27 protein-coding genes and 3 tRNA genes are annotated in these 24,624 nt (G+C 66.8%); 16 read left to right on the top strand and 14 right to left on the bottom strand.

What is annotated here, in order from left to right:
- Window positions 1-48: 48 nt before the first annotated feature.
- From ACXIZN_RS31470 to ACXIZN_RS31460, 3 genes are all read left to right on the top strand, one after another.
- The gene (locus tag ACXIZN_RS31470) at window positions 49-1,308 is read left to right on the top strand and encodes a GAF domain-containing protein (RefSeq protein ID WP_457958706.1); all 1,260 of its coding nucleotides are present in this window, start codon (window positions 49-51) and stop codon (window positions 1,306-1,308) included.
- Window positions 1,309-1,410: 102 nt separating this feature from the next.
- A complete protein-coding gene (locus tag ACXIZN_RS31465) occupies window positions 1,411-2,805 on the top strand; it encodes a hypothetical protein (protein ID WP_457958704.1) in 1,395 nt (464 codons plus the stop codon).
- Window positions 2,805-3,770, top strand: coding sequence for a glutamate ABC transporter substrate-binding protein (locus ACXIZN_RS31460; protein ID WP_457958702.1), 966 nt, complete (start codon window positions 2,805-2,807; stop codon window positions 3,768-3,770). The genes ACXIZN_RS31465 and ACXIZN_RS31460 overlap by 1 nt, the downstream gene beginning before the upstream one ends.
- Window positions 3,771-3,813: 43 nt before the next feature.
- Here the strand turns inward: ACXIZN_RS31460 and ACXIZN_RS31455 are convergent, their stop codons facing one another.
- From ACXIZN_RS31455 to ACXIZN_RS31435, 5 genes are all read right to left on the bottom strand, one after another.
- Window positions 3,814-5,292, bottom strand: coding sequence for a PPE domain-containing protein (locus ACXIZN_RS31455; RefSeq protein ID WP_457958700.1), 1,479 nt, complete (start codon window positions 5,290-5,292; stop codon window positions 3,814-3,816).
- 19 nt (window positions 5,293-5,311) lie between these two features.
- Window positions 5,312-5,752 (bottom strand): hypothetical protein, encoded by a 441-nt coding sequence (locus ACXIZN_RS31450; RefSeq protein ID WP_457958699.1) that lies wholly within the window; start codon window positions 5,750-5,752, stop codon window positions 5,312-5,314.
- A 95-nt stretch (window positions 5,753-5,847) separates the two neighbouring features.
- Window positions 5,848-6,402 carry a DUF3558 family protein gene (locus ACXIZN_RS31445; RefSeq protein WP_457958697.1) on the bottom strand — a complete coding sequence of 185 codons (555 nt, stop codon included), beginning with the start codon at window positions 6,400-6,402 and terminating at the stop codon, window positions 5,848-5,850.
- 10 nt (window positions 6,403-6,412) lie between these two features.
- Window positions 6,413-6,829: a hypothetical protein gene (locus ACXIZN_RS31440; RefSeq protein WP_457958695.1), complete on the bottom strand. Its 417-nt coding sequence runs from the start codon at window positions 6,827-6,829 to the stop codon at window positions 6,413-6,415.
- A gap of 94 nt (window positions 6,830-6,923) precedes the next feature.
- Window positions 6,924-7,676, bottom strand: a complete 753-nt coding sequence (locus ACXIZN_RS31435; RefSeq protein WP_457958694.1) for an ESX secretion-associated protein EspG — start codon at window positions 7,674-7,676, stop codon at window positions 6,924-6,926.
- A 135-nt stretch (window positions 7,677-7,811) separates the two neighbouring features.
- On the opposite strand from ACXIZN_RS31435, the gene ACXIZN_RS31430 reads away from it, so the two are divergent.
- Entirely contained in the window at window positions 7,812-10,487 is a 2,676-nt protein-coding gene (locus ACXIZN_RS31430) for a tetratricopeptide repeat protein (protein ID WP_457958692.1), read from the top strand.
- Between the two features lie 66 nt (window positions 10,488-10,553).
- On the opposite strand, the gene ACXIZN_RS31425 is transcribed toward ACXIZN_RS31430, so the two are convergent.
- The 6 genes from ACXIZN_RS31425 to ACXIZN_RS31400 form a co-directional block, all read right to left on the bottom strand.
- The gene (locus tag ACXIZN_RS31425) at window positions 10,554-11,138 is read right to left on the bottom strand and encodes a PaaI family thioesterase (protein ID WP_020633063.1); all 585 of its coding nucleotides are present in this window, start codon (window positions 11,136-11,138) and stop codon (window positions 10,554-10,556) included.
- 9 nt (window positions 11,139-11,147) lie between these two features.
- The gene (locus ACXIZN_RS31420; RefSeq protein WP_219146317.1) at window positions 11,148-12,563 is read right to left on the bottom strand and encodes an MFS transporter; all 1,416 of its coding nucleotides are present in this window, start codon (window positions 12,561-12,563) and stop codon (window positions 11,148-11,150) included.
- Window positions 12,564-12,778: 215 nt separating this feature from the next.
- Window positions 12,779-13,231 (bottom strand): hypothetical protein, encoded by a 453-nt coding sequence (locus tag ACXIZN_RS31415; protein WP_457958690.1) that lies wholly within the window; start codon window positions 13,229-13,231, stop codon window positions 12,779-12,781.
- Window positions 13,232-13,235: 4 nt separating this feature from the next.
- A complete protein-coding gene (locus tag ACXIZN_RS31410) occupies window positions 13,236-13,793 on the bottom strand; it encodes a SigE family RNA polymerase sigma factor (protein ID WP_457958688.1) in 558 nt (185 codons plus the stop codon).
- Window positions 13,794-14,126, bottom strand: a complete 333-nt coding sequence (locus tag ACXIZN_RS31405) for a hypothetical protein (protein ID WP_457958686.1) — start codon at window positions 14,124-14,126, stop codon at window positions 13,794-13,796.
- A gap of 156 nt (window positions 14,127-14,282) precedes the next feature.
- On the bottom strand, window positions 14,283-15,524 hold the full coding sequence (locus tag ACXIZN_RS31400; protein ID WP_457958684.1) for a L,D-transpeptidase: 1,242 nt from the start codon (window positions 15,522-15,524) through the stop codon (window positions 14,283-14,285).
- A 421-nt stretch (window positions 15,525-15,945) separates the two neighbouring features.
- Here ACXIZN_RS31400 and ACXIZN_RS31395 point away from each other — a divergent pair, with 421 nt between their 5' ends.
- The gene (locus tag ACXIZN_RS31395) at window positions 15,946-16,149 is read left to right on the top strand and encodes a cold-shock protein (protein ID WP_003097368.1); all 204 of its coding nucleotides are present in this window, start codon (window positions 15,946-15,948) and stop codon (window positions 16,147-16,149) included.
- Between the two features lie 117 nt (window positions 16,150-16,266).
- On the opposite strand, the gene ACXIZN_RS31390 is transcribed toward ACXIZN_RS31395, so the two are convergent.
- A complete protein-coding gene (locus tag ACXIZN_RS31390; RefSeq protein WP_126732294.1) occupies window positions 16,267-16,686 on the bottom strand; it encodes a hypothetical protein in 420 nt (139 codons plus the stop codon).
- Between the two features lie 514 nt (window positions 16,687-17,200).
- Between ACXIZN_RS31390 and ACXIZN_RS31385 the strand changes: the two genes are divergently transcribed.
- From ACXIZN_RS31385 to ACXIZN_RS31345, 9 genes are all read left to right on the top strand, one after another.
- On the top strand, window positions 17,201-17,458 hold the full coding sequence (locus ACXIZN_RS31385; protein WP_020633070.1) for a hypothetical protein: 258 nt from the start codon (window positions 17,201-17,203) through the stop codon (window positions 17,456-17,458).
- A gap of 234 nt (window positions 17,459-17,692) precedes the next feature.
- Window positions 17,693-17,765 (top strand) — tRNA-Glu (locus ACXIZN_RS31380).
- Window positions 17,766-17,793: 28 nt separating this feature from the next.
- Window positions 17,794-17,867: transfer RNA gene (locus ACXIZN_RS31375), tRNA-Asp, on the top strand.
- Between the two features lie 31 nt (window positions 17,868-17,898).
- A tRNA-Phe gene (locus tag ACXIZN_RS31370) sits at window positions 17,899-17,972 on the top strand.
- Between the two features lie 290 nt (window positions 17,973-18,262).
- Window positions 18,263-18,886, top strand: coding sequence for a hypothetical protein (locus ACXIZN_RS31365; RefSeq protein ID WP_457958681.1), 624 nt, complete (start codon window positions 18,263-18,265; stop codon window positions 18,884-18,886).
- A 496-nt stretch (window positions 18,887-19,382) separates the two neighbouring features.
- Complete coding sequence (locus ACXIZN_RS31360; RefSeq protein ID WP_452070047.1) at window positions 19,383-19,739, top strand: type II toxin-antitoxin system RelE/ParE family toxin; 357 nt, start codon at window positions 19,383-19,385, stop codon at window positions 19,737-19,739.
- A gap of 87 nt (window positions 19,740-19,826) precedes the next feature.
- Complete coding sequence (locus ACXIZN_RS31355) at window positions 19,827-20,204, top strand: helix-turn-helix domain-containing protein (protein WP_452070046.1); 378 nt, start codon at window positions 19,827-19,829, stop codon at window positions 20,202-20,204.
- On the top strand, window positions 20,201-20,665 hold the full coding sequence (locus ACXIZN_RS31350; RefSeq protein ID WP_457958680.1) for a DUF6941 family protein: 465 nt from the start codon (window positions 20,201-20,203) through the stop codon (window positions 20,663-20,665). Before ACXIZN_RS31355 ends, ACXIZN_RS31350 begins: the two co-directional genes overlap by 4 nt.
- Before the next feature lie 53 nt (window positions 20,666-20,718).
- Window positions 20,719-21,279, top strand: coding sequence for an HD domain-containing protein (locus ACXIZN_RS31345; protein WP_457958678.1), 561 nt, complete (start codon window positions 20,719-20,721; stop codon window positions 21,277-21,279).
- Here ACXIZN_RS31345 and ACXIZN_RS31340 read toward each other — a convergent pair.
- Together ACXIZN_RS31340 and ACXIZN_RS31335 are read right to left on the bottom strand one after the other, a co-directional pair.
- On the bottom strand, window positions 21,270-21,740 hold the full coding sequence (locus ACXIZN_RS31340; protein WP_457958676.1) for an NUDIX hydrolase: 471 nt from the start codon (window positions 21,738-21,740) through the stop codon (window positions 21,270-21,272). The genes ACXIZN_RS31345 and ACXIZN_RS31340 overlap by 10 nt on opposite strands.
- 10 nt (window positions 21,741-21,750) lie before the next feature.
- Entirely contained in the window at window positions 21,751-22,635 is an 885-nt protein-coding gene (locus tag ACXIZN_RS31335; protein ID WP_457958674.1) for a hypothetical protein, read from the bottom strand.
- Between the two features lie 161 nt (window positions 22,636-22,796).
- Between ACXIZN_RS31335 and ACXIZN_RS31330 the strand changes: the two genes are divergently transcribed.
- Together ACXIZN_RS31330 and ACXIZN_RS31325 are read left to right on the top strand one after the other, a co-directional pair.
- Entirely contained in the window at window positions 22,797-23,255 is a 459-nt protein-coding gene (locus tag ACXIZN_RS31330; RefSeq protein WP_457958672.1) for a hypothetical protein, read from the top strand.
- Between the two features lie 542 nt (window positions 23,256-23,797).
- Window positions 23,798-24,052: an AMED_5909 family protein gene (locus ACXIZN_RS31325; protein WP_457958670.1), complete on the top strand. Its 255-nt coding sequence runs from the start codon at window positions 23,798-23,800 to the stop codon at window positions 24,050-24,052.
- Window positions 24,053-24,624 lie beyond the last annotated feature (572 nt).

Raw genomic sequence — 24,624 nt, 5'->3', positions numbered from 1 at the left:
TCCGCTCCCCGGGACGGCCGGGCACACTGGCCTGAACAGAGCAAAGGAGTGGGCCAGGTGCAGCTGGAGGCGGCGCTGCCGGTCGGTGCGGACCCCCGGCGGCACGCACGCGCCCTCGCCGAGGTGCGCGAGGCGGTGCTCGCCGGGACCACGCTTCCGAGTGCTCCGCGAGCGGTCATCGGCGCGTCGTGGCAGCGGATGCGGCGTCTCGGCCTCGACCCGGATCGCGGCTCGCCGTCGTCCGCGCTCACTCCGGACCAGCTGGAAGCCCGCCGCCGCGAAAGCTGTCTCGCGGCCGTCCTCCCCGTTCTGCGCGGCGGCCTGATCAGCCTCGCCGAGCAGGCCGCGCACATCATGGCCGTCGTCGACGCCGACGGCCGTGTCCTCTGGCGCGACGGCAGCACCGCGGTCCGCCGCCGCGCAGACGGGCTCGGCTTCGTCGAAGGCGTCGACTGGCATGAGCGCGCCGCGGGCACCAACGCGATCGGCACGGCACTGGTCGCCAGGCATCCGGTCCAGGTCTACTCGGCCGAGCATTACGTCAGCAACCAGCACGATTGGACCTGCGCCGCGGCGCCGCTGCACGATCCGAGGGACGGCAGGCTGCTCGGCGTCGTCGACCTCTCCGGACCGGCCTCCACCGTGCACCCGACGACCCTCGCACTGGTCGATACGGTCGCGAGGCTCGCCGAAGCGAATCTGCGGACCACTCATCTCTCCGAGCTCGAACGGTTGCGCGGCCTGGCCACACCGCTGCTCGCCAAGGTGAAGGGCCGCGCGGTCATCGCCGACCCGCACGGCTGGATCGCGGCCTCGGCCGGTCTCGTCCCGGTCGGCCGGATCGCGCTGCCGAACGACGCCGCTCCCGGCCGCACCTGGCTGCCTGCCTACGGCGAATGCCTGCTGGAGCCGCTGCCTGGCGGCTGGCTCGTCCGGTTCACCGAGGGGGAGGACGCGCCGCCGACGCGGGTCGTGCTCGATCTGAGGTCTTCGCGGGAAAGCACGCTGCGCGTCTCGGGCGCGGCGGGAACCTGGTCGCATCGGCTGAGCCCACGGCACGCGGAGATGCTGTACGTCCTCGCGCGGCATCGCGAAGGCAGGTCTGCGTCGGAACTGTCGCGCGACCTCTTCGGCGACGCCGGCCGCACCGTCACCGTCCGCGCGGAGATGTCCAGGATGAGGCGGCATTTCGGCGGGTTCCTGCTGGCCAGGCCGTACCGGTTCGGCGACGACGTCGAGGTCGTGGTCGAACGGCCGTCCGACGGTGAGGTGCTCCCGCATTCGGTCGCGCCCGCCGTCCGCGCCTGAGTGCGGAGATCACGTGCCGATGACACACACCGGTGTCGCTGGCTGCGCCGATCCCGACTCGGATACCTTCTGTGCGGGTAGAGCCAATGGGGAGGATCGGCGATGACGAGCACAGTGACCCGGCCGGGGCCGCCGGGGAGCCCCGAGCCACCCCCTGCGCCGGGAGGTCGCGGAGGGATCGCCGGGCTGCTCGAACTGCCGGGCAACGGGATCCGCGCGATCGTCCGGTCCGCGGCGACCACACCGGGCAGGCTGTCGGTGATCGCGATCGGGCTCGTCCTGCTGTCGCTGGTCGCCGGCCTGTTCGGCACGCTGGCCGCGCAGGACAAGAAGGACACGATCAACGGCCTGATCGACCACCGCGAACCGCTCGCCGCCGCCGCGCAGCAGGTCTACCGCGCGCTTTCGGACGCCGACGCGACAGCGGCCAGTTCGTTCCTCTCCATCGGCACCGAGCCGCTCCCGATGCGCCAGCGGTACGAACGCGACATCGCGGAGGCCGGGGCGGCGCTGGCGAAGGCGGCATCGGACTCCTCCGGCGTCGGTGAGGCCGCCGAGCAGATCAACATCCTCGGCCGCGAGATCCCCGTCTACACAGGACTGATCGAGACCGCGCGCACCTACAACCGGCAGGGTTTCCCCGTCGGCGCCTCGTATCTCCGTGAGGCGTCGGAGCTGATGCGGTCGAAAATCCTTCCCGCAGCACAGGAGCTCTACCGGACCGACACCGACCGGCTCGCCGCCGAGCAGGACGACGCGACCGGATTCCCTTGGCTGGCAACGGCTTTGGTGCTCGCCCTGCTCGCCGCGCTGATCGTCACCCAGGTGCACCTGACCCGGAAGACCAACCGGCTGCTGAACGTCGGGCTGGTCGTCGCGACCGTGTCGGTGGTGGTGGCCCTGCTGTGGGGCGCGGCCGCGCTGATCGTGCAGAGCTCCCTCGTCGGCAGCGGCGAGGACGACGGCTCGCACCAGGTGGACGTCCTCGTCCGCGCCCGGATCGCGGCATTGCAGGCCCGGGCCAACGAAACACTGACCCTCGTCGCCCGGGGTGACGGCGCGGCGTACGAAAAGGACTTCATCGATCTCGCCGGGCAACTCGGCGGGACGGACGGCCAGGGCGGCCTGCTGGGTGAGGCCCGCGGTCTCGCCGCGGGTGGCGCGGCCGCGGACAAGGTGGACGCGGCCATCCAAGCGGCCTCGGCCTGGTTCAAGGCACACGGTCAGGTGCGGAAGCAGGACGACGACGGCTCCTATCAGGACGCCGTCGACACCGCCATCCGTGACGACCTGAAGGACGGCGCCGCCGTGGCGTTCCTGCGGCTCGACGAGAACCTGGTGGCCGCGATCAACGTGGGACGACAGGAATTCCTCGACGACACCCGCGGCGCCGACCGCGCGCTGACCCTGCTCGCGCCGGGTATCGCGGTACTGGCGCTGGTCGCGGCGGCAGGGGCCGCGTTGGGAATCCGTGAACGGCTGAGGGAGTACCGGTGATGCGGAACGGTCTGCGAACGGCCGTGCTCGGCGCGGTCTTGGTGCTGGCGACGGCTTGTGGCAGCGCGGGGACGCCGGTCGATCCGGCCCCCGTCGGCGAGGTCGCGCCGCCGCTTCCCGCGAACGTCGGCGGCGCCGACAACGCCGGCGGCGGCGGAACGACCGACACGAGCTGCAACCCGCTGGCCAGCCTGCGGCCGACCAGCGGCACGTCGATCACCAGTGGTTCGACGATGGCGAAGATCAAGGAGAAGGGCAAACTCGTCGCGGGCGTCGACCAGACGACGTTCCTGTTCGGCTTCCGGAATCCGACCTCGGGCCAGCTCGAAGGCTTCGACATCGACATGGTCAACGAGATCGCGAAGGCGATCTTCGGCAGCGCGGAAGGACGCGTGCAGTTCCGCGCGATCCCGTCGAAGCTGCGGGAAGAAGTGCTCGAGAAGAAGCAGGTCGACATCGTGGTGCGGACCTACAGCATCACCTGCAGCCGGCTGAAGAAGGTCAACTTCTCCACCGCGTATTACCAGGCGGGGCAACGGATCCTGGTCGAATCCGGCTCGAAGGTCGCGAACCTGTCGGACCTCGGCGGGCGGCGCGTGTGCGCGACCAAGACGTCGACCTCGCTGACGAAGATCGCGGCGGATCCGTCGAAGCCGGTGCCGGTCTCGGTGGACAACTGGTCGGACTGCCTGGTGATGCTGCAGCAGAAGCAGGTCGAAGCCGTGTCGACGGACGACGTCATCCTCGCCGGGATGCTCGCGCAGGACCCGACGCTGAAGATCGTGGGAGAACGGTTCACCCAGGAGAACTACGGCATCGGTGTCCCGAAGGAGAACGAGGACATGGTGCGGTTCGTGAACGCCGTGCTGGAGAACGTGCGCGGTGGCGCGTGGCAGACGAGCTACGCGAAATGGATCGGGAGCAAACTCGAGGGCGGGACGCCGCCCGCACCCGTGTACAAGTGAGAACGGGCCGTTCGGGATTCGCTCCCGAACGGCTCGCTTCGGCTCAGGGGGACTTCTCGCCGATCACCGGCGGCACCGGCTTCGTTTCGCCGTCGTAGCCGCCGAACAACACGTCGGCGTCTTCCTCCTGCAGGTAGTTCGGGGCCTTCTTTTCCTTGTCCTCTTCCTTCTGGCCGCGGCCACCGGGAGCGCCACCGGCCCCCATCGCACCAGGCCCGCCGGTCTTGCCCGCGGCGGCCGCGCCACCCCGGGTGATCCGCTCCTCCGGCAACTTGCCCGCCCCGGACCCGCCGCCCTTGCCCGCGAGCTTCTCGGCTTCACCGGCGGAAACCTTGCCGCCCGCGAGCCGCTCGGCCACGTTGCCCGAGCCGCCGTTGCGCCCGAACCCGCCGCCTCCACCACCACTGGTCAACCGGCTCGCCGCGCTACCGCCCGGTCCGCTCGTCGTCCGGCCCGGCTTGCCGCGATACTGCTCGCTACCCAGCCGTCCGAGACCGCTGGGACCAGGCGTGTTGAGCGCCGCCAACCCCGGCGTCGGCCCAGGCCGGAACGTCGACGGCTGCCCGCCGACCGGCTGACCCGGCGCCGGCACCCCGGTATGCCCGCCACCCGTGGTGATCCCCGGCGCCGGCGCGTTCGGACCACCCGTTCCGGGCATCCCCGGCCCAGGCCCGCTGTGGGGACCCGGCCCGCCGCTGAAGCCCCTGGCCTCCGTACCCCCGGAGAACCCGGACGCCGTCGTCGACTCGCCCATTTCCGGCGGTGGGGCGAAGGTGGGCTGCTTGGAGTTGACGTCGAAGAGCGACTGGTCGTAGGTGTGCATCACCTGCGCGGCCTGCTGATGCGCCTGGAACGACTGCTCCTGCTTGGCCGAAATGTTGCCGACCGTGTCCACCGCACCCGCGAAATTCCCCGTCGCGAGCTGGTTGAGGGCGTTCTTGTACTCGGCGTTGCGATCGAAGGGGACCTCTTCGGGCATGGAGTTCTTCGCGGTGGTGGCCGCGGCGGCGGACTGGGAGAACCGGTTGGACGCGAGATACGCGCCGTCGCCCGCGGTGTCGGCCCACTTGCTGATGTTGGCGAAGAAATCGGTGACCGACTTGGCACCGTCGCCCTGCCAGTGCTCGCCTTCTTTGCTGATCGCGTCGCGGACGGCGTTACTGAAGGTGTTCAGGGAGTTGCCCTGGTTGTTCCAGAGCTCGCCCTTTTCGTCGATGTCTTTCGGATCGAGATCCTGTGTGACCATGTTCTTCAGCTCGCCGTGCGAGACGGCTTCGTAGCGCTGTTCCGACGGGTTGAGGCCGGCGCGGAACTGCTGGCCTTGTGCGAGCGCGGCGGCCTGGTCGGCCGAGTACTGCCCCGCCTTCGCTTCAGCCGTCAGTCTCGCCGTGACAGAGTTGCCTCCGGGACCGGCATTGACCTCTTCGTACGTGTCGGAGTACCGCTTGGCCTCGTACGTCCGGCCGGTGTTGCCCATCGCCGAGAACTTGCTGTCGAAGTCGTCTTGGCCGACGTTGACCATGGCCCCTCCCGTTCCGTAGTCAGTTGCCTCTGGGCAGTTTCGGTTCAGCAGCCGTGGCGATTTCCCGGGAAAGCGCACACGCCTCTTCGTTCGTACCCTCGGTCAGTCCGGTGGAAGCCGTCAATCGGGAGCTCTGAGTAACCGCGATAGCCACAGTGCAGGATTGAGTGCCCGCGTCACCGGGGATCTCGACAGCGTCCCGCGTGCCGATCTTCGTCGGGTTCTTTGTCCCCTGCCCTGCGGACAACTGATCTATTCCCGCCTCCGCGATGAGATAGAGCCGTGCGGAGCCGTAGCGCTTCTTACGCGTTGCGCAACCATTGTCGCTCTCGGCTTGCTCCACTGCTGGAGGGTCGAAGCCCTTTGGGGAGTTCGTCGGCTCCAGAAGATCGCAGGCCTTCAGGCTCCCGAACACATCGCCTGGCCGGCTGGTCGATTGCACCGGTGCCGCGTTTGACACGGATGCGACGGCGCTCCCTGGAAGCTCGGACGAGCAACCACTCACTGCCATCGCCAGTGCCGCGGTCAGTGAACCAAGGCGTCGACGAGAGACCATCAGCTTCCCTTGGGCAGTTTCGGTTCCGCGGCCGTCGCGATTTCCCTGGAGAGTGCACAGGCTTCCTCGTTGGTTGCTGTCCGTTCCAGAGTGGTCGACGCCGTCATTCGTGCGTTGGGACCGACGGCGACTGCGACTGTGCACGCGTCGGTTCCCGCGTCACCGGGGATCTCGACCGCCTCTCGGCCGTTCACGTTCGAGGGAACTTTGGTGCCTTGCCCAGGCGACAGCTTGTCGATCCCGGCCTCCGGGACGAGGTAGATGCTGACGGAGGCGTAGCCACGTTTCGCGGTACCGCATCCGTTGTCGCTTTCATAGGTCTCAACCTTTGGAGACTCGAAGCCCTTCGCCGCGGTCGTCGGCTCCAACAGGTCGCAAGCTTTCAGAGTACCGAAGATATCTGCAGGATCAGTGCCGGAAGTGGGCGCGCTGGAAGGATTGGGTGACGTCGGTGCTGGCGTCGCTGTTCCAGGTTTCTCCGACGAACAAGCCGTTGCGGTGAGCAACACGACCATCAGGGCCGGTACGAAGCGGTGGCGGAGATAAAGTTTCATAAGAAGGTAGTCAGCCCTGTTTCAGATTCTTGAATGCGTCAGCGCCATGTTCGTCTTGCTGCTTGTACTTGGTCTTTGCCAAGTCAATGGCTTCATGGGCTCGGAGTACGATGTCTCTCAACATGTCTAACTGCTTCTTCGCGGACAAATCATCACCATCTGCGACGAGAACCGCATGGTCGCCAACTTGCTGCGCGTACGGACTGGTGCCCAGTTTCGGCTTTTCCGCAAGGCGTTGGAACCAGCGCTTGTTGCTGTTCCAGTCGTAGACATAGTCGTTGATCGCCTGCTTCAGCGCCTCCCCTGCTTCCTCGCTGACCGCGAACTGTCCTTCCTTCGCCGCCGTCACCATCCGATCGGCCTGCGCCGAGAAGTCGCCCAGGATGTTCGAGAAGTTGCCCGGTGGTCCGCCGGCGCCGTCAGTCATGGTCTCTCCCCTGCACCAAGTCCCGGTTACTCGTTGCGCTCGTCAGGTCACGATATCAGCGGAAACGGCCTCGAAGCCCGCCTTCCGGCGAGGATCACGCGCTGCCGACGCGGGCGGCTTCGACCAGGTCGTGGACCCATCGTGCCAGGTGAGAGCCACTCGTCGGGGTGAACGTGCGGCGGACTTCGCCGTCGGGGAAGCGGTCCGTGGCGAGCATGAAGCGGCCTTTGAGGCTGTCGAACCACTGGACGCTCTTCTGCTGCGGTTTGCCCCTGTCGTCGCGCAGGGTGACGCTGACCGTGCCCAGTCGCGCGAGCGGGTGTTCGAAGAAGTGGGCGGCGGCGCCCAGGCGCAGGTTGTCCGGGTCTTCGTCGAACGGGTCGTCCGGTCGTTTGGACGGGGGGAGTGTGCTGGACGTCGTCACCCGTCCGGGGAACGGCTGCAGTGACGGCAGATAACCGAGCAAGGTCGCGACCACCTGTTCGGGGTAGACCGGTTCGAAGAGGATGTCGAACCCGCGTTGCTGGCTCACGACGCCCAGTCCGCTGTTCCAAGCGCCCCGGTAGAGGTACTCGGCGTCCTGCTCGACCTCGTGCGCCTCCATGGTGACGACGAAGTCCCCGGTGGCCCAGAGCCGGAGGGTCTGTTCGTAGTCGCGCAGCAGCTCGCGGTCGCGCGCGAAGCCTCGATCGGCCAGTCCGGCCCAGATCTCCGCGCAGTGCCGCTCGCGTTCGGAGAGGGTGGTTCCGACGGTCGGGATCTCGAAGGGCAGCACGAATCTGCCGAGCCCGAGATCTTCGAGTACGACGTCGAGCTGGGCCATCGACATCGAAAATGACGCAGGCACCGGTCCCTCCCCCTCATCACCTGCTGAATCGGTTCTCCACCGCACCGTAGCGGGTTCGACCCGGCGCGGGCACGACCTGCCTGCTCACCACTAGGATCGGGGACGACGCCGTCGCGGGGATTTCGGGAGGTACCAGTGTCGGAAGAGCCGCGCCGTCCTCGGCACGCAGCGCCGGACGACGCCACGCCGGATCGTGAGGCGGAATCCGCCTCCTGGACGCCGCCGGCGCCGGTCCGCTGGGAAACGCCCGAGCCGTCCATTTCCGGCAGGCTCGACCTGTCCGAGCCGTCGCGGCCCAAGCAGGAGCCGCAGCCGGAGAAGGACGCCGAGCGCACGGCCATTCACGCGCCCGTCCAGCGTCCGGGGACTCCGCCGCGCGGTCAGCAGCGGCCGATCCCCGGCGCCGAGGACCCGACGCGCCCGCCGGGCGACATGGCCCCGGTGAGCCCGAAGACGCAGGTCGTCCGCCCCGACTGGCAGGCCCCCGCCGACGCGCCGCAGCCGACCAGCGTCCTCGCCTCGCCGGCGCCGGAGACGCAGAGCATCATGCCGCCGACGCCGCGCGTCGACAGCGGACCCGGGCCGCTTCCGGACCCGGGCACGGAAAGCGTCCTTCCCGAACGCTCCAGCGAGAGCCGCGGAACCGGGACGGGCACCGGCTCGGGCAGCCGGGGCACCGGTACCGGCACCGGAACCGGCTCGTTCCCCGGCACCGCGCGCCGGACGTCTTCCCGCACGTCGCGCCGTGGCCGTCTCGGCGCCGGGCTCGTCGACGTGCCGCAGGTGCCGTACCGCGACCCGGCGTCAGCGGTCCTCGAGAACCCGATGGTGTCGGAGGAGAAGCGCTTCTGCGGTAGTTGCAGCGCCAAGGTCGGCCGTGGGAAGGACGGCAAGCCGGGTCCGCCCGAGGGCAACTGCGAGAAGTGCGGGAACCCGTTCTCCTTCGTCCCGAAGCTGCGGCCGAACGAGATCGTCGGCGGCCAGTACGAGGTCCTCGGCGCGCTCGCGTACGGCGGCCTCGGCTGGATCTATCTCGCGCAGGACCACAACGTCAGCGACCGCTGGGTCGTCCTCAAGGGCTTGATCGACACCGGTGACGCCACCGCGATGGCGGCCGCCGCCAACGAGCAGCGGTTCCTCGCCGAGGTCGAGCATCCCAACATCGTCAAGATCCACAACTTCGTGCAGCATCCGGACGGCGACACCGGCAACTCGGTCGGCTACATCGTCATGGAGTACGTCGGCGGCCAGTCGCTGCGCCAGCTCGCGCTCGCGCACCACCGCGAGACGAAGCGCCCGGAGCCGCTGCCGATCGGCCAGGTGATCGCCTACGGGCTCGAGATCCTGCCCGCCTTGGGCTACCTGCACGGCCAGAACCTGCTGTACTGCGATCTCAAGCCCGACAACGTCATCCAGACGCACGAACAGCTCAAGCTGATCGACCTCGGCGCGGTCCGCCGCATCGACGACTACGAGAGCCCGCTGTTCTTCACCACCGGCTACAGCGCGCCCGAATTGGCGACACACGGCGCTTCGGTGGCGTCGGATCTCTACACGGTCGGCCGCACGCTCGCCGTCCTCAGTTTCGAATTCTCCGGCTACACCACCAAGTACAAGACGACCCTGCCCGGCCCGGACGTCGTCCCGCTGTTCGCGCTCTTCGGTTCGTACTACCGGTTCCTGAAGCGTGCGACGCATACGGACCCGGATCGCCGGTTCATCGCGGCCGAGGAGATGGCCGACCAGCTGACCGGTGTGCTCCGCGAGATCATGGCGCTGGGTACCGGGAAGCCGCGTCCCGGCGCTTCGACCGTGTTCGGCCCGGAGACCCGCACGTTCGGCGTGGACATGGTCGTCCCGGAGCACGGCGGGAGCGTGCCGCTGCCGGATGCCGGCGAGGTGGTCGCGGGTCTGCCGATCCCGCAGGTGGACACGGACGACCCGGCGGCGGGTGTGCTCGCGTCGACGGTCGCGCTCGATCCCAAGGGCGCGATCGAGTCGCTGGCCGGGGCGCCGCGCGAGTCGATCGAGGTCCGGCTGCGCATCGTCCGCGCCCGGATCGAGCTCGGTGAGCTGGTCGAGGCCCAGCGGCAGTTGCAGGCCGCGCAGTACCTCGCGATCAAGGCCGGTTTCCCGCACGACTGGCGGATCGACTGGTACCGCGGGCTAATCGAGCTCGCGGGCGGCCGGTCCCGGGTCGCGCACGTCGCGTTCGGAGCGGTGTACGACGACCTGCCCGGCGAGATCGCGCCCAAGCTGGCCTTGGCCGTCAGCGCGGAGGGGGTCGGCGACTACTTCGGCGCCGCGCGCTACTACGAGCTGGTGTGGCGAACGGACCGGTCGTACGTCAGCGCCGCCTTCGGTCTCGCTCGCGTGTACCTCGCGCAGGGTGCCAGGGCGAGCGCCATCGAGGTGCTCGAAGCCGTCCCCGCGTCGTCGTCGCACCACGTCGCCGCGCAGGTGGCCGCGATCAAGATCAAGACCAGGATCAACGGCGGCGGCAAGGACCCGGTGATGGTGTCCGAGCGGGATCTCGTCGACGCCTCGACCAGGCTGGAGCGGCTGCAGCTCGACGCCGAACGTCGCACGCGTTTGTCGGCGGAGGTCCTCGAAGCGGCGTACGGCTGGCTCAACTCGCAGAACCGGCCGACGCCGGGGGCGAAGGTGCTGGGCTGTGCCCTGGAAGAACGAGACCTGAGGTTCGGGCTCGAGCGCTGCTATCGGACGTTGGCCAGGTTGGCCGGATCGGTCGACCAGCGGGTCGAACTGGTCGACAAGGCGAACGCGATCCGGCCGAGGACCCTCACCTAGCGCGCGTTTCGTCCTCTGGATGCGGTAGTTCGGGCTACGAACCACCGCATCCAGAGGACGAAATGCTCAGGGGTTGATGTCCCACTCGCGTTCGCGCTTGGCCTTCTCGTGCGCGGCGGCGAGCTTCTGCAGCGCCTCGGGGTCCCCGTGGGTGCTGAAGTGCTCGAATTCGACCCGCACGAACAGCGCCCGCGCGCGCACCGCGACGGGGCCGTCTTCGGCGTCGAGCCGTCCGTCGGCGCTCACGTAGATCTTCCGGCCGGCGACGCCGTCCAGTTTCGTGGCGATGTACAGGGTCGAGCCGACAGGAACCGGCCGGAGGAAATCCGTCTCCAGCTTCCCGGTGACGGCGGGGCGGCGCAGCAGATTGCCGACGGTCGCGCCGAGCGCCTCGTCGAAGGCGCAAGCGAGCAGGCCGCCATGGGCGAGGCCGGGCGCACCTTGGTGGGCGGAGGTGACGGTGAACTTGGAGTACACCGTCGTCCCTTCGCCCACCGTCGAATGCAGGTGGAGCCCGGCCTCGATCTCGTCGCCGCACCCGAAACACTCACCGAAGTGGATGCCGAGGTGACTGCCCGGCTGCGGGGCTTTCGGGTGGACGGTCGCCGGTTCGACTTCGACCGGCGGCCACGGCTGCGAGATACGGCTCATGGAAAGACGTTAACTCGCCGGTAGCTCCGAGGCGCCGCCGGGAGTGGCCGGTTCCGGCTTCCGGCGCCGGATGATCCGCGAACTCACGATGCGGCGCAGCGACACCCCCGCCGTTTCCGGCAGCAGCAGGATCGGGATGGCCGCGATGGCCGCCGCGCCCATCAGGTAGTACGCGGGCCACAGGTTGTCGCCGGTGGACTTCACCAGGCTGCCGATGATGTACGACGCCGTGCCGCCGAACGCGGCGGTGGAAACGCTGTACCCGATGGAGAAACCGCCGTAGCGCTCCTGAGTCGGGAACATCGCCGGCAGCGTCGCCGCCAGCACGGCAAGGATCAGCACGAGCGGTACCGCGATCATCACCAGGCCGAGCATGAGCTGCCAGGCGTTCTGGTCGTCCGCGGCCGCGCCCATCAGCGAGAACGCCGGGATCGGGAACACCAGGAAGCTCGCACAACTCGCGATCAGGATGGGTTTTCGCCCGATCTTGTCGGACAGGATGCCGACCGGCACGATCAAGATCAGCATCAGCGCGATGGTCGCCAGGATGATCAGCAACGGCGCGTGCCCGCTGAACCCGACCACGTCCTTGAGATAGGTCTCCAGGTACGTGATCACGATGTAGTCGGCGACGTTCAGCATCACCACGATGCCGATCAGGTGCAGGATCGACGTCCAGTGCTTCTTGAGCAGCGCCTTCAGCGGCGACTTCTCGACCTGGTTCTTCTTCTCGATCTCCTGGAAAAGCGGAGTGTCCTCCAGCTTGTTCCGCAGGTAGAGACCGATGATGCCGAGCGGGCCCGCGATCAGGAACGGCAGGCGCCAGCCCCATTCGCGCATGGCCTCGTCGCCGAGGACGACGGTGAAGATGGTGACGAAGCCGGCGCCCATCGCGAACCCGACGAGTGTGCCGAACTCCAGCCAGCTGCCCCAGAATCCCCGGCGCCGGGCGGGCGCGTACTCCGCGATGAACGTCGCCGCGCCGCCGTACTCACCGCCCGCCGAGAAGCCTTGGATGGTGCGCAACAGGATCAGCAGGACCGCGGCGGCCGGGCCGATCGTGGCGTAGGACGGCAACAGGCCGATGATGAACGTCGACCCGGACATCAGGATGATCGTCAGCGCGAGCACCTTCTGGCGCCCGATCTTGTCCCCCAGCGGACCGAAGACGAAGCTGCCGAACGGCCGCACGATGAAGGTGATCGCGAGGACCGCGAAGGTCGCCAGCGCACCTTCCGAAGTGCTCGAAGCGTTGAAGAAGACCTGCCCCAGGATGGCGGGCATGAAGCCGAAAACACCGAAGTCGTACCACTCGATGCAGTTACCCATCGCCGCCCCGGCGACGGCCTTTCTGATCTGCTCAGGTGGGGCCTCCGCCGGTTCCCCTTTTTCCTGATGTGACGCGCTCAGCGCCTCTTCGGCCATGGGTTTGACCTCCCGACCCACCCGTTTACTTACCCATCGTCGAGGGTTTGTTCCCCCGACCGTAGGCGTTCAAACGTCCGGGTTCAGCGCTTTGGATCGGTCGATCGAACGCCGTTCCCCCGAATCGGTGACGAAGCACCAGGTAAACCAGATGTCGGAGAATTTCCGATTACTTTGGGTCACATCCTGCGAATCGGAACGTTCCGGGCAGGAGGTCAGCGGGTCGTGACCGCCGACGGCGGTTCGCTCGGCTGCTTCGTCGGAGTGGGCCCAGGTGGGACGGCCGTCGTCGTACGGCCCGGCTGGACCGTCCGGGGAACCGAACGGGTCTGCCCGGGTTTCGGCGCCGTCTCCGAAGCGGGCGGTTCCTGCGGAGCGACCTCCGGCCGGGGAGTCTCGGAAGGCGCGGGCGAGACCGGTGCCGGGGCGATGGTCGACAGGCCGGGACCCGCGGGCTGAACCGGTGCGGACCCCTCACCGCCGCGACCGCCGACGGCGAACGCGCCGAACACGATCACCGCGACCGTCGCCAGCGAACTCCCCGCCACCGCCAGCCGTTTGCGGCGACGCCGGATCCGGCCACCCCGCTCGATGATGTCCGCCGCCCGGATACCCAGCGGGGGACCGCTCGCCCCGTGCGACAGCACGCCTTTGATGTCCTCGTCCATCTCCTCACCTCCCATCGTCGTGCGCTCCGCTCAAGGCCAGTTCGCTGAAATGCGGTCCGAGCCGCTTGCGCAGGGTCGCCAGACCCCGCGCGGCCTGGCTCTTCACGTTCCCGGTGCTGCAGCCCAGTGCCGCGGCCGTCTCTTCGACGCCGAGATCTTCGAAGTAGCGCAGCACCAGCACGGCCCGCTGCTTCGGGGCGATACCGGACAGGGCGTGCCTGACCAGCATCTCCTGTTCCGTGCCACCCGACTCGCCCGGGACGTCGGGAAGGGCGTCGGTGAGCTTCTCCCGTTTGCGCCACACGCGCCGATGCTCGGAGAGGAAGGTCCGCAGCACGATCTTGCGCGCGTAGCCGTCGAGCGCGTCGTGCCGGGAGAGCCTCGGCCAAGCCAGGTACAGCTTCAGCAGCGCGGCCTGGGTGATGTCCTCGGCCTGGTGCCAGTCGCCGCACAGGAGGTACGCGGTGGCACGCAGGCTGTGCGCGCGCTCGTCGAAGTACCGGGCGAACTCGCCGTCCCACGGCGAGCCCGTCCCGGTCTTCGACGAGCGGCTCGGCGACACCTAGTTACCGGCTCCTTCGACGATGGCGGGGAGGTGCAGATCCCCGGTCGGCCCGGCGGGAACGGCCTTGGGCACGCGGTGCTCGCCCGGCTTCACGACGCCGGGGCGGGTCGTCTGCGGGGCGGGCTCCGGACGCGCCGGGGCGGTGGTGGCGCGGGTCGGCTCGCCCGGTGCCGCGGTGGGCGCCTGAGTGGCCGTCGGCGACGGCGCGCTCTGGTCGGCCGACGCCAGCGACGTGGTCGCGAAGGCGGCGCCGCCCGCCAGCAGCAGCGCGCCGAGGGAAAGAGCGATACGAGTACGCAAGAGTGTCTCCTCGATCCGGGCGCCGCTCATTGGCCGCGGCGCCTTACGTCGTTAGACATGCGTCCCGCCCCGCGGATGGTTGCAGTGACTTTTCGAAAGTTTCGCGACATGAGTCAGCGCACGGCCACCGACACGAACGGCCGGAGACCACGAAGGTCTCCGGCCGCCCGGTTCCATGGAAGTCGTTCAGCTCGCGAGAGCGGACAGCTTGGTCCACTCGTCCCAGGAGTAGGTCCAGTCGCTGTAGTCGCGCGCCCGGTTGATCTTCACCGTGCTGCCCTCGATCTCGACGGGGTCGCCGACCAGGGCGCCGTCCATGTACGCCTTGGCGTTCGCCGGCGCCAGGTTCACACAGCCGTGCGAGATGTTCTTCTTGCCCTGCGCCCAGATCGAGGGCGCGTAGCCGTGGATGAACTCGCCGTTGGTCGAGAACCGCACCGCGGACGGGACGACGATGTTCTCGTAGTCGTAGCGCTCGTTGGTCATCGAGTACGTGTCGTGCTTGGACATCACCACGTGCGTGCCGCTCGGCGTGACGCGGCCCGGGTCGGCGTCGAGGCCGTAGCTGGCCGGGTAGTCCGCGATCTGCTGCCCGTCGCGGATCACCACGAGCCGGTGGGTCTGGGTGTTGCCCTTGACGATCTGCGAGCGGCCGATCGTGAAGCTCGCCGAGCGGTCTTCCTTGCCGTACACACCTTCGCCGATCTTGACGCCGTAGATCTTGGCGTTGAACTTCACCGTGGTGCCGGGCTGCCAGTAGGCCTTCGGCCGCCAGTGCACCGAGGTGTCGTCGTGGACCCAGGCCCACGATCCCTCGGTCTTCGGCGTGGTCTCGACCGACAGCGCCTTCTCGACCGACGCCTTGTCGGTGACCTTGCTCGGGAACGTCAGGGTGATCGGCATGGCGACGCCGTACGTCTGCCCGTCGAAGACGTTGATGTTCGCGCCCACCTGCTTGCGCGGCTTGACGGTGGTGAAGTTCCCGCCGATCTCGACGGGCTTGCCGTCGGTGCCGGTGGCCTTGCCGGACCACGTGTAGGACTTGCCATAGCCGAGCTGTTCGGTGGTGGACCAGCTCTTCTTGTCCTCGGACGGCTGGCCGGCGACCTGCTTGCCGTCCGGGTTGGTCAGCACGACCTGGTCGAGCGTGCCGTCGGCGACGGTGACCTTGATGGGCTGCCCCGGCGCGACGTCCTGCGCGCCCGCCGCGGGCTCGTACGTCAGTTTGGCGGGCGCGGGCGCCTTCCCGCCGGTGTCACTGCTGACCGGTCCGCCGCCGTCCGGCCCGCTGGCCGACACGGTCGGCTCGCTGCTGCACGCCCCCAGCGTCAGAACGGCCACCAACCCCAGTGCCGCGAACGCCGCCCGGCGGCGCGCGGTTTCCGAAAACCTCAAAGCTTCCCCTTTGCTCCCCTGTACACCGACCATGACGTCCGGACCGCCCCTTAAGTTGACCCCACGGAGAGTGATGCGAGTCACAATCGGGTGGGCCGTGGTTCACGATCGGGGCACGACCGACTTCGGTCCGTGTCCGGCGATGACCTGAGGTCGGCGTGCGGCGACAGGGTAGCGACGGGGTCCGACAGAACCCGGATCGGCGTACGACGTTCCGGTGACCTTGGTACTTGGGGGTGCCCAGAGTCCGATCACGGGCTTCAAATATGGCCAGATCCCGGTACTCTGCCATCAGGCCGTCGTTTTGCGTGTTCGTGGCTTCACACTCGCGGAACTTCTGACGCGAGCCATGAGCCGGTGACGCGCTCTTCGCTCGACTCGTTGGAACCGCCCGGGACGGTCTGGGTGTCGCTTCGGAGGCACTCGAAGCGGATGTGCAACGAGGAGTACAGCGGTGGCGCAAGGCACTGTGAAGTGGTTCAACGCGGAGAAGGGCTTCGGCTTCATCGCGCAGGATGGCGGCGAGGGCGACGTCTTCGTTCACTACTCGGAGATCGAGGGTCGCGGGTTCCGCACGCTCGAGGAGAACCAGCGAGTGGAGTTCGAGGTCGGTCAGGGCCAGAAGGGCCCGCAGGCCCAGAAGGTCCGCGCGATCTGAGTCCGCCCTTCAGGCGTTGCTCAGACTGATCAGAAAAGCCCCCGGCGATCTCGCCGGGGGCTTTTCTCTTGCCGTGAAACTTCTTCTGTTGTGCTGTTCCGTTCCGGGTGACGGGGATCAGCGGGGGACGGGCTGCTCCCACGCGTTGGCGTCGAAGTGGAATTCGTCGGTGTGGGCTTCTTCGTGGCGGCGCTGCTGGGCCGAGTTGGCCTGCGATTCCCACGAGAGGCGCTCGAGGATCCATTCCTGCGCCAGCGCCTGCGGCGACAGGTTGCGCTCGGCGGCGGCGTCTTTGAGCTGTTCGCAGGCGATGAGGTTCATCCGCAGCTGGAACACCTGCGCTTCACCGAAGCGCTTGCCGGTGCCGGTGCTCTCCGGGTCGTTCTCGGGGGCGAGGGCACGAAGGTAGCTGGTGAGCTCCGTGTCTTCGACGACCGCTTCGGCCTCCTTGGAGGCGGAGTTGCGGTGACGACCGGGGTTGACCGGCTTCAGGTTCGTGCGGCTGCCGCTACGACGGCTCAGGGAAGGAAGGGGCACCGGGCCACGATAACGGTTCGGTCTCGGCAAACCAACCACAGTGAGCCACGACACACCGATTCTTTTGTCTCGAATGGCCCAATCCCGACAGGAAAACCTTTTCCCGTGATCACGAACCGCGACCGGAAGAGGAAAAAGCAACGGGACCGACCCGGGGCTGCCAACCGCCGCCGCCGGGAACCTGGAGTCTGGGGGTGGCCCCCAGAAAACGGAGCGACCCCCGCGCCAGGGGGAGGAACGCGGGGGTCGGAGGGGATCTCCACAGGCGCTGACCGGGGGTGTGTCAGCAAATCGATTGTTGCACGGTTTGCTGAGAAGGGCGAGTGGGCGCGGGCAGAATTCCGGTCAGGGCGCCACCTCTGGTTCGCCTGGGGTTCATGTGGCGCGGGCGTACGCGTGATCGCTCTGCGTTGTGCGGAGCGTGGCGACAGGTTCACTCTCCGGGGGGCTGTGTGCCGCGGCCGGCTCTGGTTAGCCTCGCGGCCAAGCTGTTCGTTGGCCGTCTGGAGGAACCATGGGTGGGTCTGTGGAAGTTCGACAGTTCCTCCTTCGGTACGAAGGTGCCGATGGGGGAAGCTCGACGACGTTGGCCGGTGGTCTGCCGGCGCAGCGCACGGGTCAGGGGGACGCGCAACGCGTTTCCGACGACCAGGTGCGCCGTGCCCGGCTGGCGGTGGCCAACGGGGCGTTGGGTGTCGATGACTGTGTCCAGTTGCTGGACATGCTGGGGTTGACGCTGGACGAGGACGGGCAGGCGCCCGTTCAGCGCTGAGTTCGTTCACGGAGCCCGGTCGCGCGGGGTGTGCCGCGCGCCCGGGCTCCGTTCTAGGCCCGGGCGGCCGCTGGGGCCTGATATCCTGAAGTCACCGCGTTCTCGCAGGTCCCAGCCCTGTGAACAACTAGGGGACCCCCTGTGCGAAGTCGAAAACGGGTGTGTCCTATAGTTATGTTCGCTCCCGGGGACACCGGAGAGCGCGGGTCGGTCGGTTCGCCGAAACCGAACCGGGCTCCCATCGTCCAGCGGCCTAGGACTCCGCCCTTTCAAGGCGGCAACGCGGGTTCGAATCCCGTTGGGAGTACGCAGTACAGTTACAAAGCAGTATGCAAGGCCCTGTGGCGCAGTTGGTTAGCGCGTCGCCCTGTCACGGCGAAGGTCGCGGGTTCGAGTCCCGTCAGGGTCGCAAGATCGTTCGGCTCCTCGCCGGCGTTCCCGGCCAGGTAGCTCAGTTGGTACGAGCGTCCGCCTGAAAAGCGGAAGGTCGCCGGTTCGACCCCGGCCCTGGCCACCGCTCTCAGAACCGCCTTGATCCAGGTCAAGGCGGTTTTTTCATGCCTGGGGTCGATCTTGAGTCTGTCCACTGTTGACCGTGGTTGACCCGCTTTGGCCGCCGCTTGTTGCACGTGGGTTGCACGGTGCTCGGCCCTTCTGGCTCATCTCCTCTGGCGTGAGTGGGTTAACGGTCAAGCTCATCGCAGCGACCTCTGATCGTGGTGTCGGTGTCTGACGCGGCCTTGTTTTGGACACGCGCATGCTGATGCCTCCGGTGGCGCTCGTCACTGTTCCTACAAAAGCGGGGTGACCGTGACGAACGCGCAACTCACACTGCTTGCGGCGGTAGTCGCAGCAGCAGCGTCCTTGGTGAGCGTCGTGATTGCCGCCAGATCCGCAAGCAGGACTGAGCTGCGGCGGTGGCGGAGACAGGACGAGCGGGAGATGATCGCCCGCATCTTGACTCAGCTCCATGTCGTCCGGGGCCTGTGGAACATCATTGGACCTAACGCCGACGCAGAGAGAGCTGGTGAGTTGGACCCATTTGTCGAACGCGAGGTGCGCAACGCCCGTATCGAAGTTGGTAAGGCTGAGAAGGCGTTTCGCCTAGCTGTGGCCGAGGTCGAACTAGTGGCTGGCAGCAAGGTCGTCGAATGTGCGAAAGCGTTTGACATGCGGTTCGAGGGCTTGCAACACCTCCTCAGGCCTGCTGGTGGAGCAGAACAGCGAACGGACTACTACTGGCAGCACGATGCTGGACTTGAGCAGCTTCGGACGGAGCTAGTCGACGCCGTGCGTAAGGAACTACAGATCGATCGTGCCCCGAAGTTCAGGCGTTCGCTACGGACGTTGCGGGAGTCGGGCCGACGAGCGATCGGAAGCGTGCGGTATCGACTTACGGCTCGGCTGAGGCAACGTCGCCAGAAGTAGCGCGGGACGGCACTCCCCTACTGCCTCTGTTCTTCCCTTCCCTCGCCCCTGCCATCTCTAGCGTCGGTTCGGTCGCGTCAAGGCACGCTTTCCCGCCTTGATGCGGGCGGGCCGGTGTTAGACGCTGAGAAGCGAGGGATCACCTGGTGACCACTCCGCGTCGGCTGGGTGGGTCGGGTGATCTCGCCGTGTGGCTCCTGAATCTCCGTCGTCGTTGGCGGCGCGCTGCGGGGTGCTGCCCTGCGGCGGGCTCGCCCGGCGGCGCCTGCCGGAGCGGAGCGGGAGGCCGGCGTCGCCTCTTGGGCGTAGCCCGCCGGACGGGTGGTGACCCGCGCGCCGCCAACGGCGGCGCCTTGATCCCATAGAGCCAAATTCGGCAATCAGCAGCCGACACCGCGAGCCTGTCCAGCGTGTCCTGTTAGTAACGGAATCGGCTCAGGTGCAGCATGTGCTGTAACCGACCTTGCGCGAGACACGATCTGCCAATCGGGGTCGCATGAGGGGAGGCAGTTTGGAGCGCAGGTGGGATTTCTACACCGCGCCCGGCGGTGGTGACCCAGTCCGAAAGGATCTTCGCAAGGCTGGACTCACTAAGTGGGAAGCTGGTCGGGTCCAGGAGATGATGGATCGGGTTGCTGCGGGAACAGCTCGCCCGAAACTCGACTTCAAGCCGCTCCGCGATGGTGTGTCAGAGGTACTCGTAGACGGGCACAACCGGACATTTCGGCTGATGTACGCCGAGGTCGAGGGTGGTCTCGTACTACTGGCGCTGCACTTCATCAGCAAGAAGAAGCAGAACGATCGTCAAGCGGTTGATCTGGCGGTCCAGCGGCTCCGGGAGTGGCGTCGGTAACAGACGGCGTATGCCACCGTAACTCGATCGGAACTAGCATGGATATCGTCTGCAAGCGATACTGGGCATCCGGGAGGGAGTGAAGACATGGCGAACGAACTGCTTGATGTGCTCGGCTACGACGCGGACGATCCGCAGGTTTTAGCAGGTAGGAGGCATGGTGCGTTCATTGCTCGGCTGATCGAGACGCTGGTTCACCTCCGCGACAAGCTCAATCTGACTCAGAAGGACGTTGCGGGCAAGATGGACACGACGCAGTCATCTGTGTCCAACTTCGAGCGTGCCGGGGGCGACCCAAAGGTCTCGACGGTCCTCCGCTACGCAGAAGCCATTGGCGCTGAGGTCCGAGTCTCGATCGTGATATCGGGCGAGCGGAAACCCCCAGGCCACGTCACGGCGCGCCCGGTGCAAGCCTTCGTTCCCAGGCACTACATCGCGCCTCCCTTCGAGGTGGCGGTGCGTTGAAGGTCAACGTTCTCCTTGGCGATGCCGCTCAGGTCGATGCTGGCGGCAAGGTGCATGTGTTGGGCCTGGGCTGGACCCGCACTACCGCACCGACTGGGCCAATGGCTGTTGTAGTCCTCTTGGAGCTTGGTGACGCCCAAGAGGTGAATCGATCGCACTCTGCAACCATCGTCCTAGTTGATGAGCAAGGCGAGCGGGTGGATCTGTCGCAGTTCGGAGTTCCGCCGGTCGGATTCAAGGTAGCGATCGATCGCAAGCCAGATGGAGCTGCTGCGGACGGACCGATTGTTGCGCCGATTGTGATTCAGACTGGCCCGCTACCGCTAGACGGTGACAGGAAGTATCGGTGGAGTGTCAGTGTCGATGGCCAAAGCGACCCTTCATGGCACGCTGCTTTTGCAACGAATCCCGTTGACGTGGAGTCAGCTCAGGTAGTGGTTGCTCTTAGCGAAGGCAGCTAGCGACTGCTGTACTGCTGGTTGGCTGGGTTTGATGCCGTCGATACCGTGAATGAGTGAAGTTGACGGCATGGGCCGGGGAGCTGGCGGACAAGTGGACTGGGCAGGGGTCGTCGCGTCGATTGATTCATGTCCGTGGAGTCTTCAAGCGCCTGGGTCTGGTTGCACCGCTGTTTTCCGTGGACGACGCGGACTTACTTGCTGCGGCTGGCCTTGTGCACGACATCGGGTATGCACCGGAGTTGGTAGCCACAGGGCTGCACGCATTGGACGGCGCGCGGCACCTCCGGGAGGTTGAGGCTCCGGAGCGGTTGTGCGCGTTGGTGGCGCATCATTCGGCGGCACACCTGGAGGCAGAGCTACGGGGTCTGGCCGATGAACTCGCCGAGTGGGCTGACGAGCGGACGCCGCTGAGGGATGCTCTGTGGTGGGCCGACATGACCACCTCGCCGGATGGCGACGTCGTGACCTTCGAGGAGCGCGCGAAGGAGATTCAGGAGCGGTACGGACCGGACGACGTCGTGTCGACGTTCATCCAGGTAGCGCGGCCGGAGTTGGCGGGTGCTGTCGAGCGGACGGAAGCCCGGTTGCGGGCGGCTGGCATCAACTATGTGTAGAACGGCTGGTCAGCATCCTCGAAGCCGCGGGCGATCCTGAGCCGGATGGCGGGATGGATATTGAGGCCGTCCAGCCTGGCTGGTTCGACCCACAGAACCTCTTTGCTCTCGCTGCTCGTGCGCAGGTCACCGGACAGAGGGCGGGCGCGGAAGCAGAGCGAGAACTCCTGGCGAACCTCGCCGTCGTCGTACTCGATGACGTAGTCGGGGTCGGAGAAGATCCCGATGAAGCCTGTGACGTCGACGGTCAGGCCTGTCTCTTCCTCGACCTCGCGGACCACGGCCTGTGCCACTGACTCGCCGAACTCCTGGCCGCCGCCAGGGATGGCGTACCGGTCGTTGTCGGTGCGCCGGATCATCAGCAGCCGGCCAGCCTCGTCCAGGATGAACGCGCTGACGGCGACCCGCAGTGAGTTCGCCTCCGGCGCGTTCGGTTCGTGGTAGTGGTCTCGGCGTGCCATAGCTCCTTGCCTACCAGGTCAGCGGCTTGGTGGCAGTCCAGACGGTCTCGAAGCTCTCCATGTACGTCTCGAACATGTCGCCCTTCGGCGTCTGCCGGAGGTGCAGAGCGGGGGCGTGTGCTCCCGGAAGGCCGTACACATGGGTGTTGATGACCATCTCGTCGTCGAACCGGAACACCGAGTTGTACAGCGTGGTGGTGTGCAGCCGTGCCTCTACGCCGGGTACGCCATTGAGCGGGCGCAGGAACGCTAGTGCGTTGCGGATGCGAGCGGAAACGGTGCGTGCGTCGAGCTGTTCCTCTTCGCTGCGCTTGGTGGCCTCGTCCGCGTCGGGATCGCCGAACAGAAGTCGAATTTTGGCCCCATTGCTGGCTTTCTGCTTGATCTGCTTCGCAAACGTCGGTCGTTCAACGAGGAACAGGGCGGCCAGGCAAAGAATGTCGATGCGTTCCCCGCTGTCATCCAGCAGCCGAGTCCACAGGTCGGCAGGGATCGCGCTCCGGTGCGAGAAGACTTCGACGACTTCCGGGTTGCCGCGCGGTTCCATCGCGGAGCTTGGCGGATTAATGGCCTGGCTCGTCGGCGACGCAGTCGGTTCGGGGACGAACTCGATTCCACCGTCGTGAAACTCGAAGAGTTGTTCGGCTTGCCAGCCGGGAAGCATTGCTTCAAGGATTCGGCAGTGGTCGGCGTAGGGCAGGCCGACGAGTTCGCCGGATAGCCATCGGTAGAACTGCGCTTTGCTGGGAAAGCTGCCCCTCAGGCTCTTGTCGACCTTCTCGGCCACCTTGTCGTACTCGCGGCAGAACGCGCGGTAGCTCTGCAAGTGTCGTCCTCTGAGCAGGACTTTGAGGACGATCGGCCGGGCTTCCTGAGCTGTGGTGTCGGGGCTCATGAGACCAACGTAGCACGGGAGACGAGACAAGACGAGACAAGGTGAGTGCGAGACGCTGTGAGGCGAGACCGAGACGGTGTCGTGACGGGACACTCAGTTGGCCGATTGTTGTAGGTACGCCGGTAAAGGCGTATCCGACAAGCGGGAAGGTTCACTACGACATGGCGATCGAAAAGGGTATCCGATTCAGCGTTGACCACGATGACGCGTTTCCGCAGGGTCTTGTGATGGTGGGCGAAGTGTCGCCGGACAACGAATATCAGTCGCGTGAGGAGAGGGCGCAGGGGCGGCCGACGAGGCAGCGGGTGGACGAGGTGACGGGGAAGCGGCAGTGGAAGTTCATGGCGACCGACCCCGGTGAGACGAAGGCGAAGCGGGCTTCGTTCGAGATCACGCTGCTGGCCGATGTGCAGCCGGTGCCGACGACGGCCGAGGTGATGCCGGGAATGCGCCCGGTGGAGCTGGACGGGCTGACCGCTGAACCCAAGGTGACCGGGCAGGGTGAGTACAAGTACCTGTCCTACGTGTTCCGCGCTACCGGATTCAAGGCGGCGGGAAGTGGCGCGGGCGGGAAGGCATCACGGTCGACGGCGGGTGAGTCCTCGGCCAAGGCCGCGTGACGGCACTGACTTCTAGAGGGAAGTGGTGTCGTGACGTCGAAAAAGCAGGTGTCCGCGTGGGAGTCGGCGTACCGCGTCTATCGGGACGCGGCGGACGTGGATGCACGGTCGCGGGGCGCGAATCCGGATGTTGCGCGAGAGATGGCGGCGGCGTCGCGGTTGGTCGCTCAGGCATGGCGAGCGCTGGGTAGTGATCCCGACCTGCCGTGGTGGGTGGTCGCCGCCGTGGGGTCCGCCGCGCAAGCCTTCGAGGACCAGGCACGGCAGTGGGAACGCAAGGCGGGAGGTGACGAGTATGCGGGAGGGGTTCGGCCCAACGTGGGTGATCAGCCCGTGGGACGAGGTGACGGTGGAGGAAACTGGTTCGGGTCCGGGGTCGCCCCCGGCGCTGGTGCTGTCGGGCACAGCGGGATCGCTGACGATCCGTCCTCCCGAACATCGGGGCGACTGGCTGAGCCGGGCCGTCTTCCTTCGCCGACTCCGCGATTGCGCGGACGAACTGGCGGCACTGCTCGAAAGCCGCGCACGGACCGGGGCCTGTGATGACGACTCCGGGCAGGAATGAGCCGCAAACACTCAAGGATGCGCACGACGTCGCGGCAGCGACTCGCCCGCTGCCAGGGGCAAGCCTGTCGACGTGGCTGAAGTGGCGGCAGGCCAACGCCAAAATGTATCGCGCGGTGTCCGATGTGGACCGTTTTCATCACCACGAGATTCGGTACTGGGTCGCGCACGAGGACGGCAAGGCAGAAGAACTGGCCGCGAGGATTCGGGCGGAGAAATCGGATGCCAGTTAGACGCGTGCAGGAATGGGGAGGCAACGGCGACGGTTCGATGCTGGACGGCAAGACGGCGGCGCAGTGGTTGCGGCGGGCACGTCGGTTTCGGCGGCTGACTCAAGCTCAACTGGCCGAGCGATCCGGTGTCAGCCCTCGGCACCTCGGCTAACTGGAGCGGGGCGAACGGCCTTTGACCACGGTGACTACAGCGGTCCGCCTGGCGGACGGCCTGGATATCGCGCGGGAGCACGTGTGGTTGGTCGCGCTTCGGGAGTTCGAACGTAAGGAGCGTGCACGGTCACAGGACTGACCAGATAGGCAAGAATTGAATATCGAAATTTTCGCACGTGGGGACGTGTGACGGATAAACGCGTCCTCACGTGGCTAAAAGTGTCCCTTAAAACGCAGAACCGGCCCTTGGCTACCAACCTGTTCCGGTTCTGCGCCTGTCCACTGGAGCAGTGAACAATGACGAAGATAAATGACGGCACACAGTGCGAGTCAACGGGGGTCACCCGAACGCGCTGTCCGGAATGTAAGAAGTTCGCTCGGCTGCTGCCGGGTGAGGAGAAGTGCTCCCCGTGCCTGGG

It is taken from the genome of Amycolatopsis sp. TRM77291 (genome assembly GCF_054166285.1).
The sequence above is the reverse complement of the archived record's forward strand: the minus strand, read 5'-3'. Positions and strand labels throughout refer to the sequence as shown.

Bases quoted from the DNA above. Each gene is read 5' to 3' on its own strand.
- ACXIZN_RS31465 (WP_457958704.1), top strand. From the start codon at position 1,411: ATGACGAGCACAGTGACCCGGCCGGGGCCGCCGGGGAGCCCCGAGCCA.
- ACXIZN_RS31460 (WP_457958702.1), top strand. From the start codon at position 2,805: ATGCGGAACGGTCTGCGAACGGCCGTGCTCGGCGCGGTCTTGGTGCTG.
- ACXIZN_RS31455 (WP_457958700.1), bottom strand. From the start codon at position 5,292: ATGGTCAACGTCGGCCAAGACGACTTCGACAGCAAGTTCTCGGCGATG.
- ACXIZN_RS31445 (WP_457958697.1), bottom strand. From the start codon at position 6,402: ATGAAACTTTATCTCCGCCACCGCTTCGTACCGGCCCTGATGGTCGTG.
- ACXIZN_RS31440 (WP_457958695.1), bottom strand. From the start codon at position 6,829: ATGACTGACGGCGCCGGCGGACCACCGGGCAACTTCTCGAACATCCTG.
- ACXIZN_RS31425 (WP_020633063.1), bottom strand. From the start codon at position 11,138: ATGAGCCGTATCTCGCAGCCGTGGCCGCCGGTCGAAGTCGAACCGGCG.
- ACXIZN_RS31420 (WP_219146317.1), bottom strand. From the start codon at position 12,563: ATGGCCGAAGAGGCGCTGAGCGCGTCACATCAGGAAAAAGGGGAACCG.
- ACXIZN_RS31415 (WP_457958690.1), bottom strand. From the start codon at position 13,231: ATGGACGAGGACATCAAAGGCGTGCTGTCGCACGGGGCGAGCGGTCCC.
- ACXIZN_RS31405 (WP_457958686.1), bottom strand. From the start codon at position 14,126: ATGAGCGGCGCCCGGATCGAGGAGACACTCTTGCGTACTCGTATCGCT.
- ACXIZN_RS31400 (WP_457958684.1), bottom strand. From the start codon at position 15,524: ATGGTCGGTGTACAGGGGAGCAAAGGGGAAGCTTTGAGGTTTTCGGAA.
- ACXIZN_RS31385 (WP_020633070.1), top strand. From the start codon at position 17,201: ATGGGTGGGTCTGTGGAAGTTCGACAGTTCCTCCTTCGGTACGAAGGT.
- ACXIZN_RS31360 (WP_452070047.1), top strand. From the start codon at position 19,383: ATGAGGGGAGGCAGTTTGGAGCGCAGGTGGGATTTCTACACCGCGCCC.
- ACXIZN_RS31355 (WP_452070046.1), top strand. From the start codon at position 19,827: ATGGCGAACGAACTGCTTGATGTGCTCGGCTACGACGCGGACGATCCG.
- ACXIZN_RS31340 (WP_457958676.1), bottom strand. From the start codon at position 21,740: ATGGCACGCCGAGACCACTACCACGAACCGAACGCGCCGGAGGCGAAC.
- ACXIZN_RS31335 (WP_457958674.1), bottom strand. From the start codon at position 22,635: ATGAGCCCCGACACCACAGCTCAGGAAGCCCGGCCGATCGTCCTCAAA.
- ACXIZN_RS31330 (WP_457958672.1), top strand. From the start codon at position 22,797: ATGGCGATCGAAAAGGGTATCCGATTCAGCGTTGACCACGATGACGCG.
- ACXIZN_RS31325 (WP_457958670.1), top strand. From the start codon at position 23,798: ATGACGACTCCGGGCAGGAATGAGCCGCAAACACTCAAGGATGCGCAC.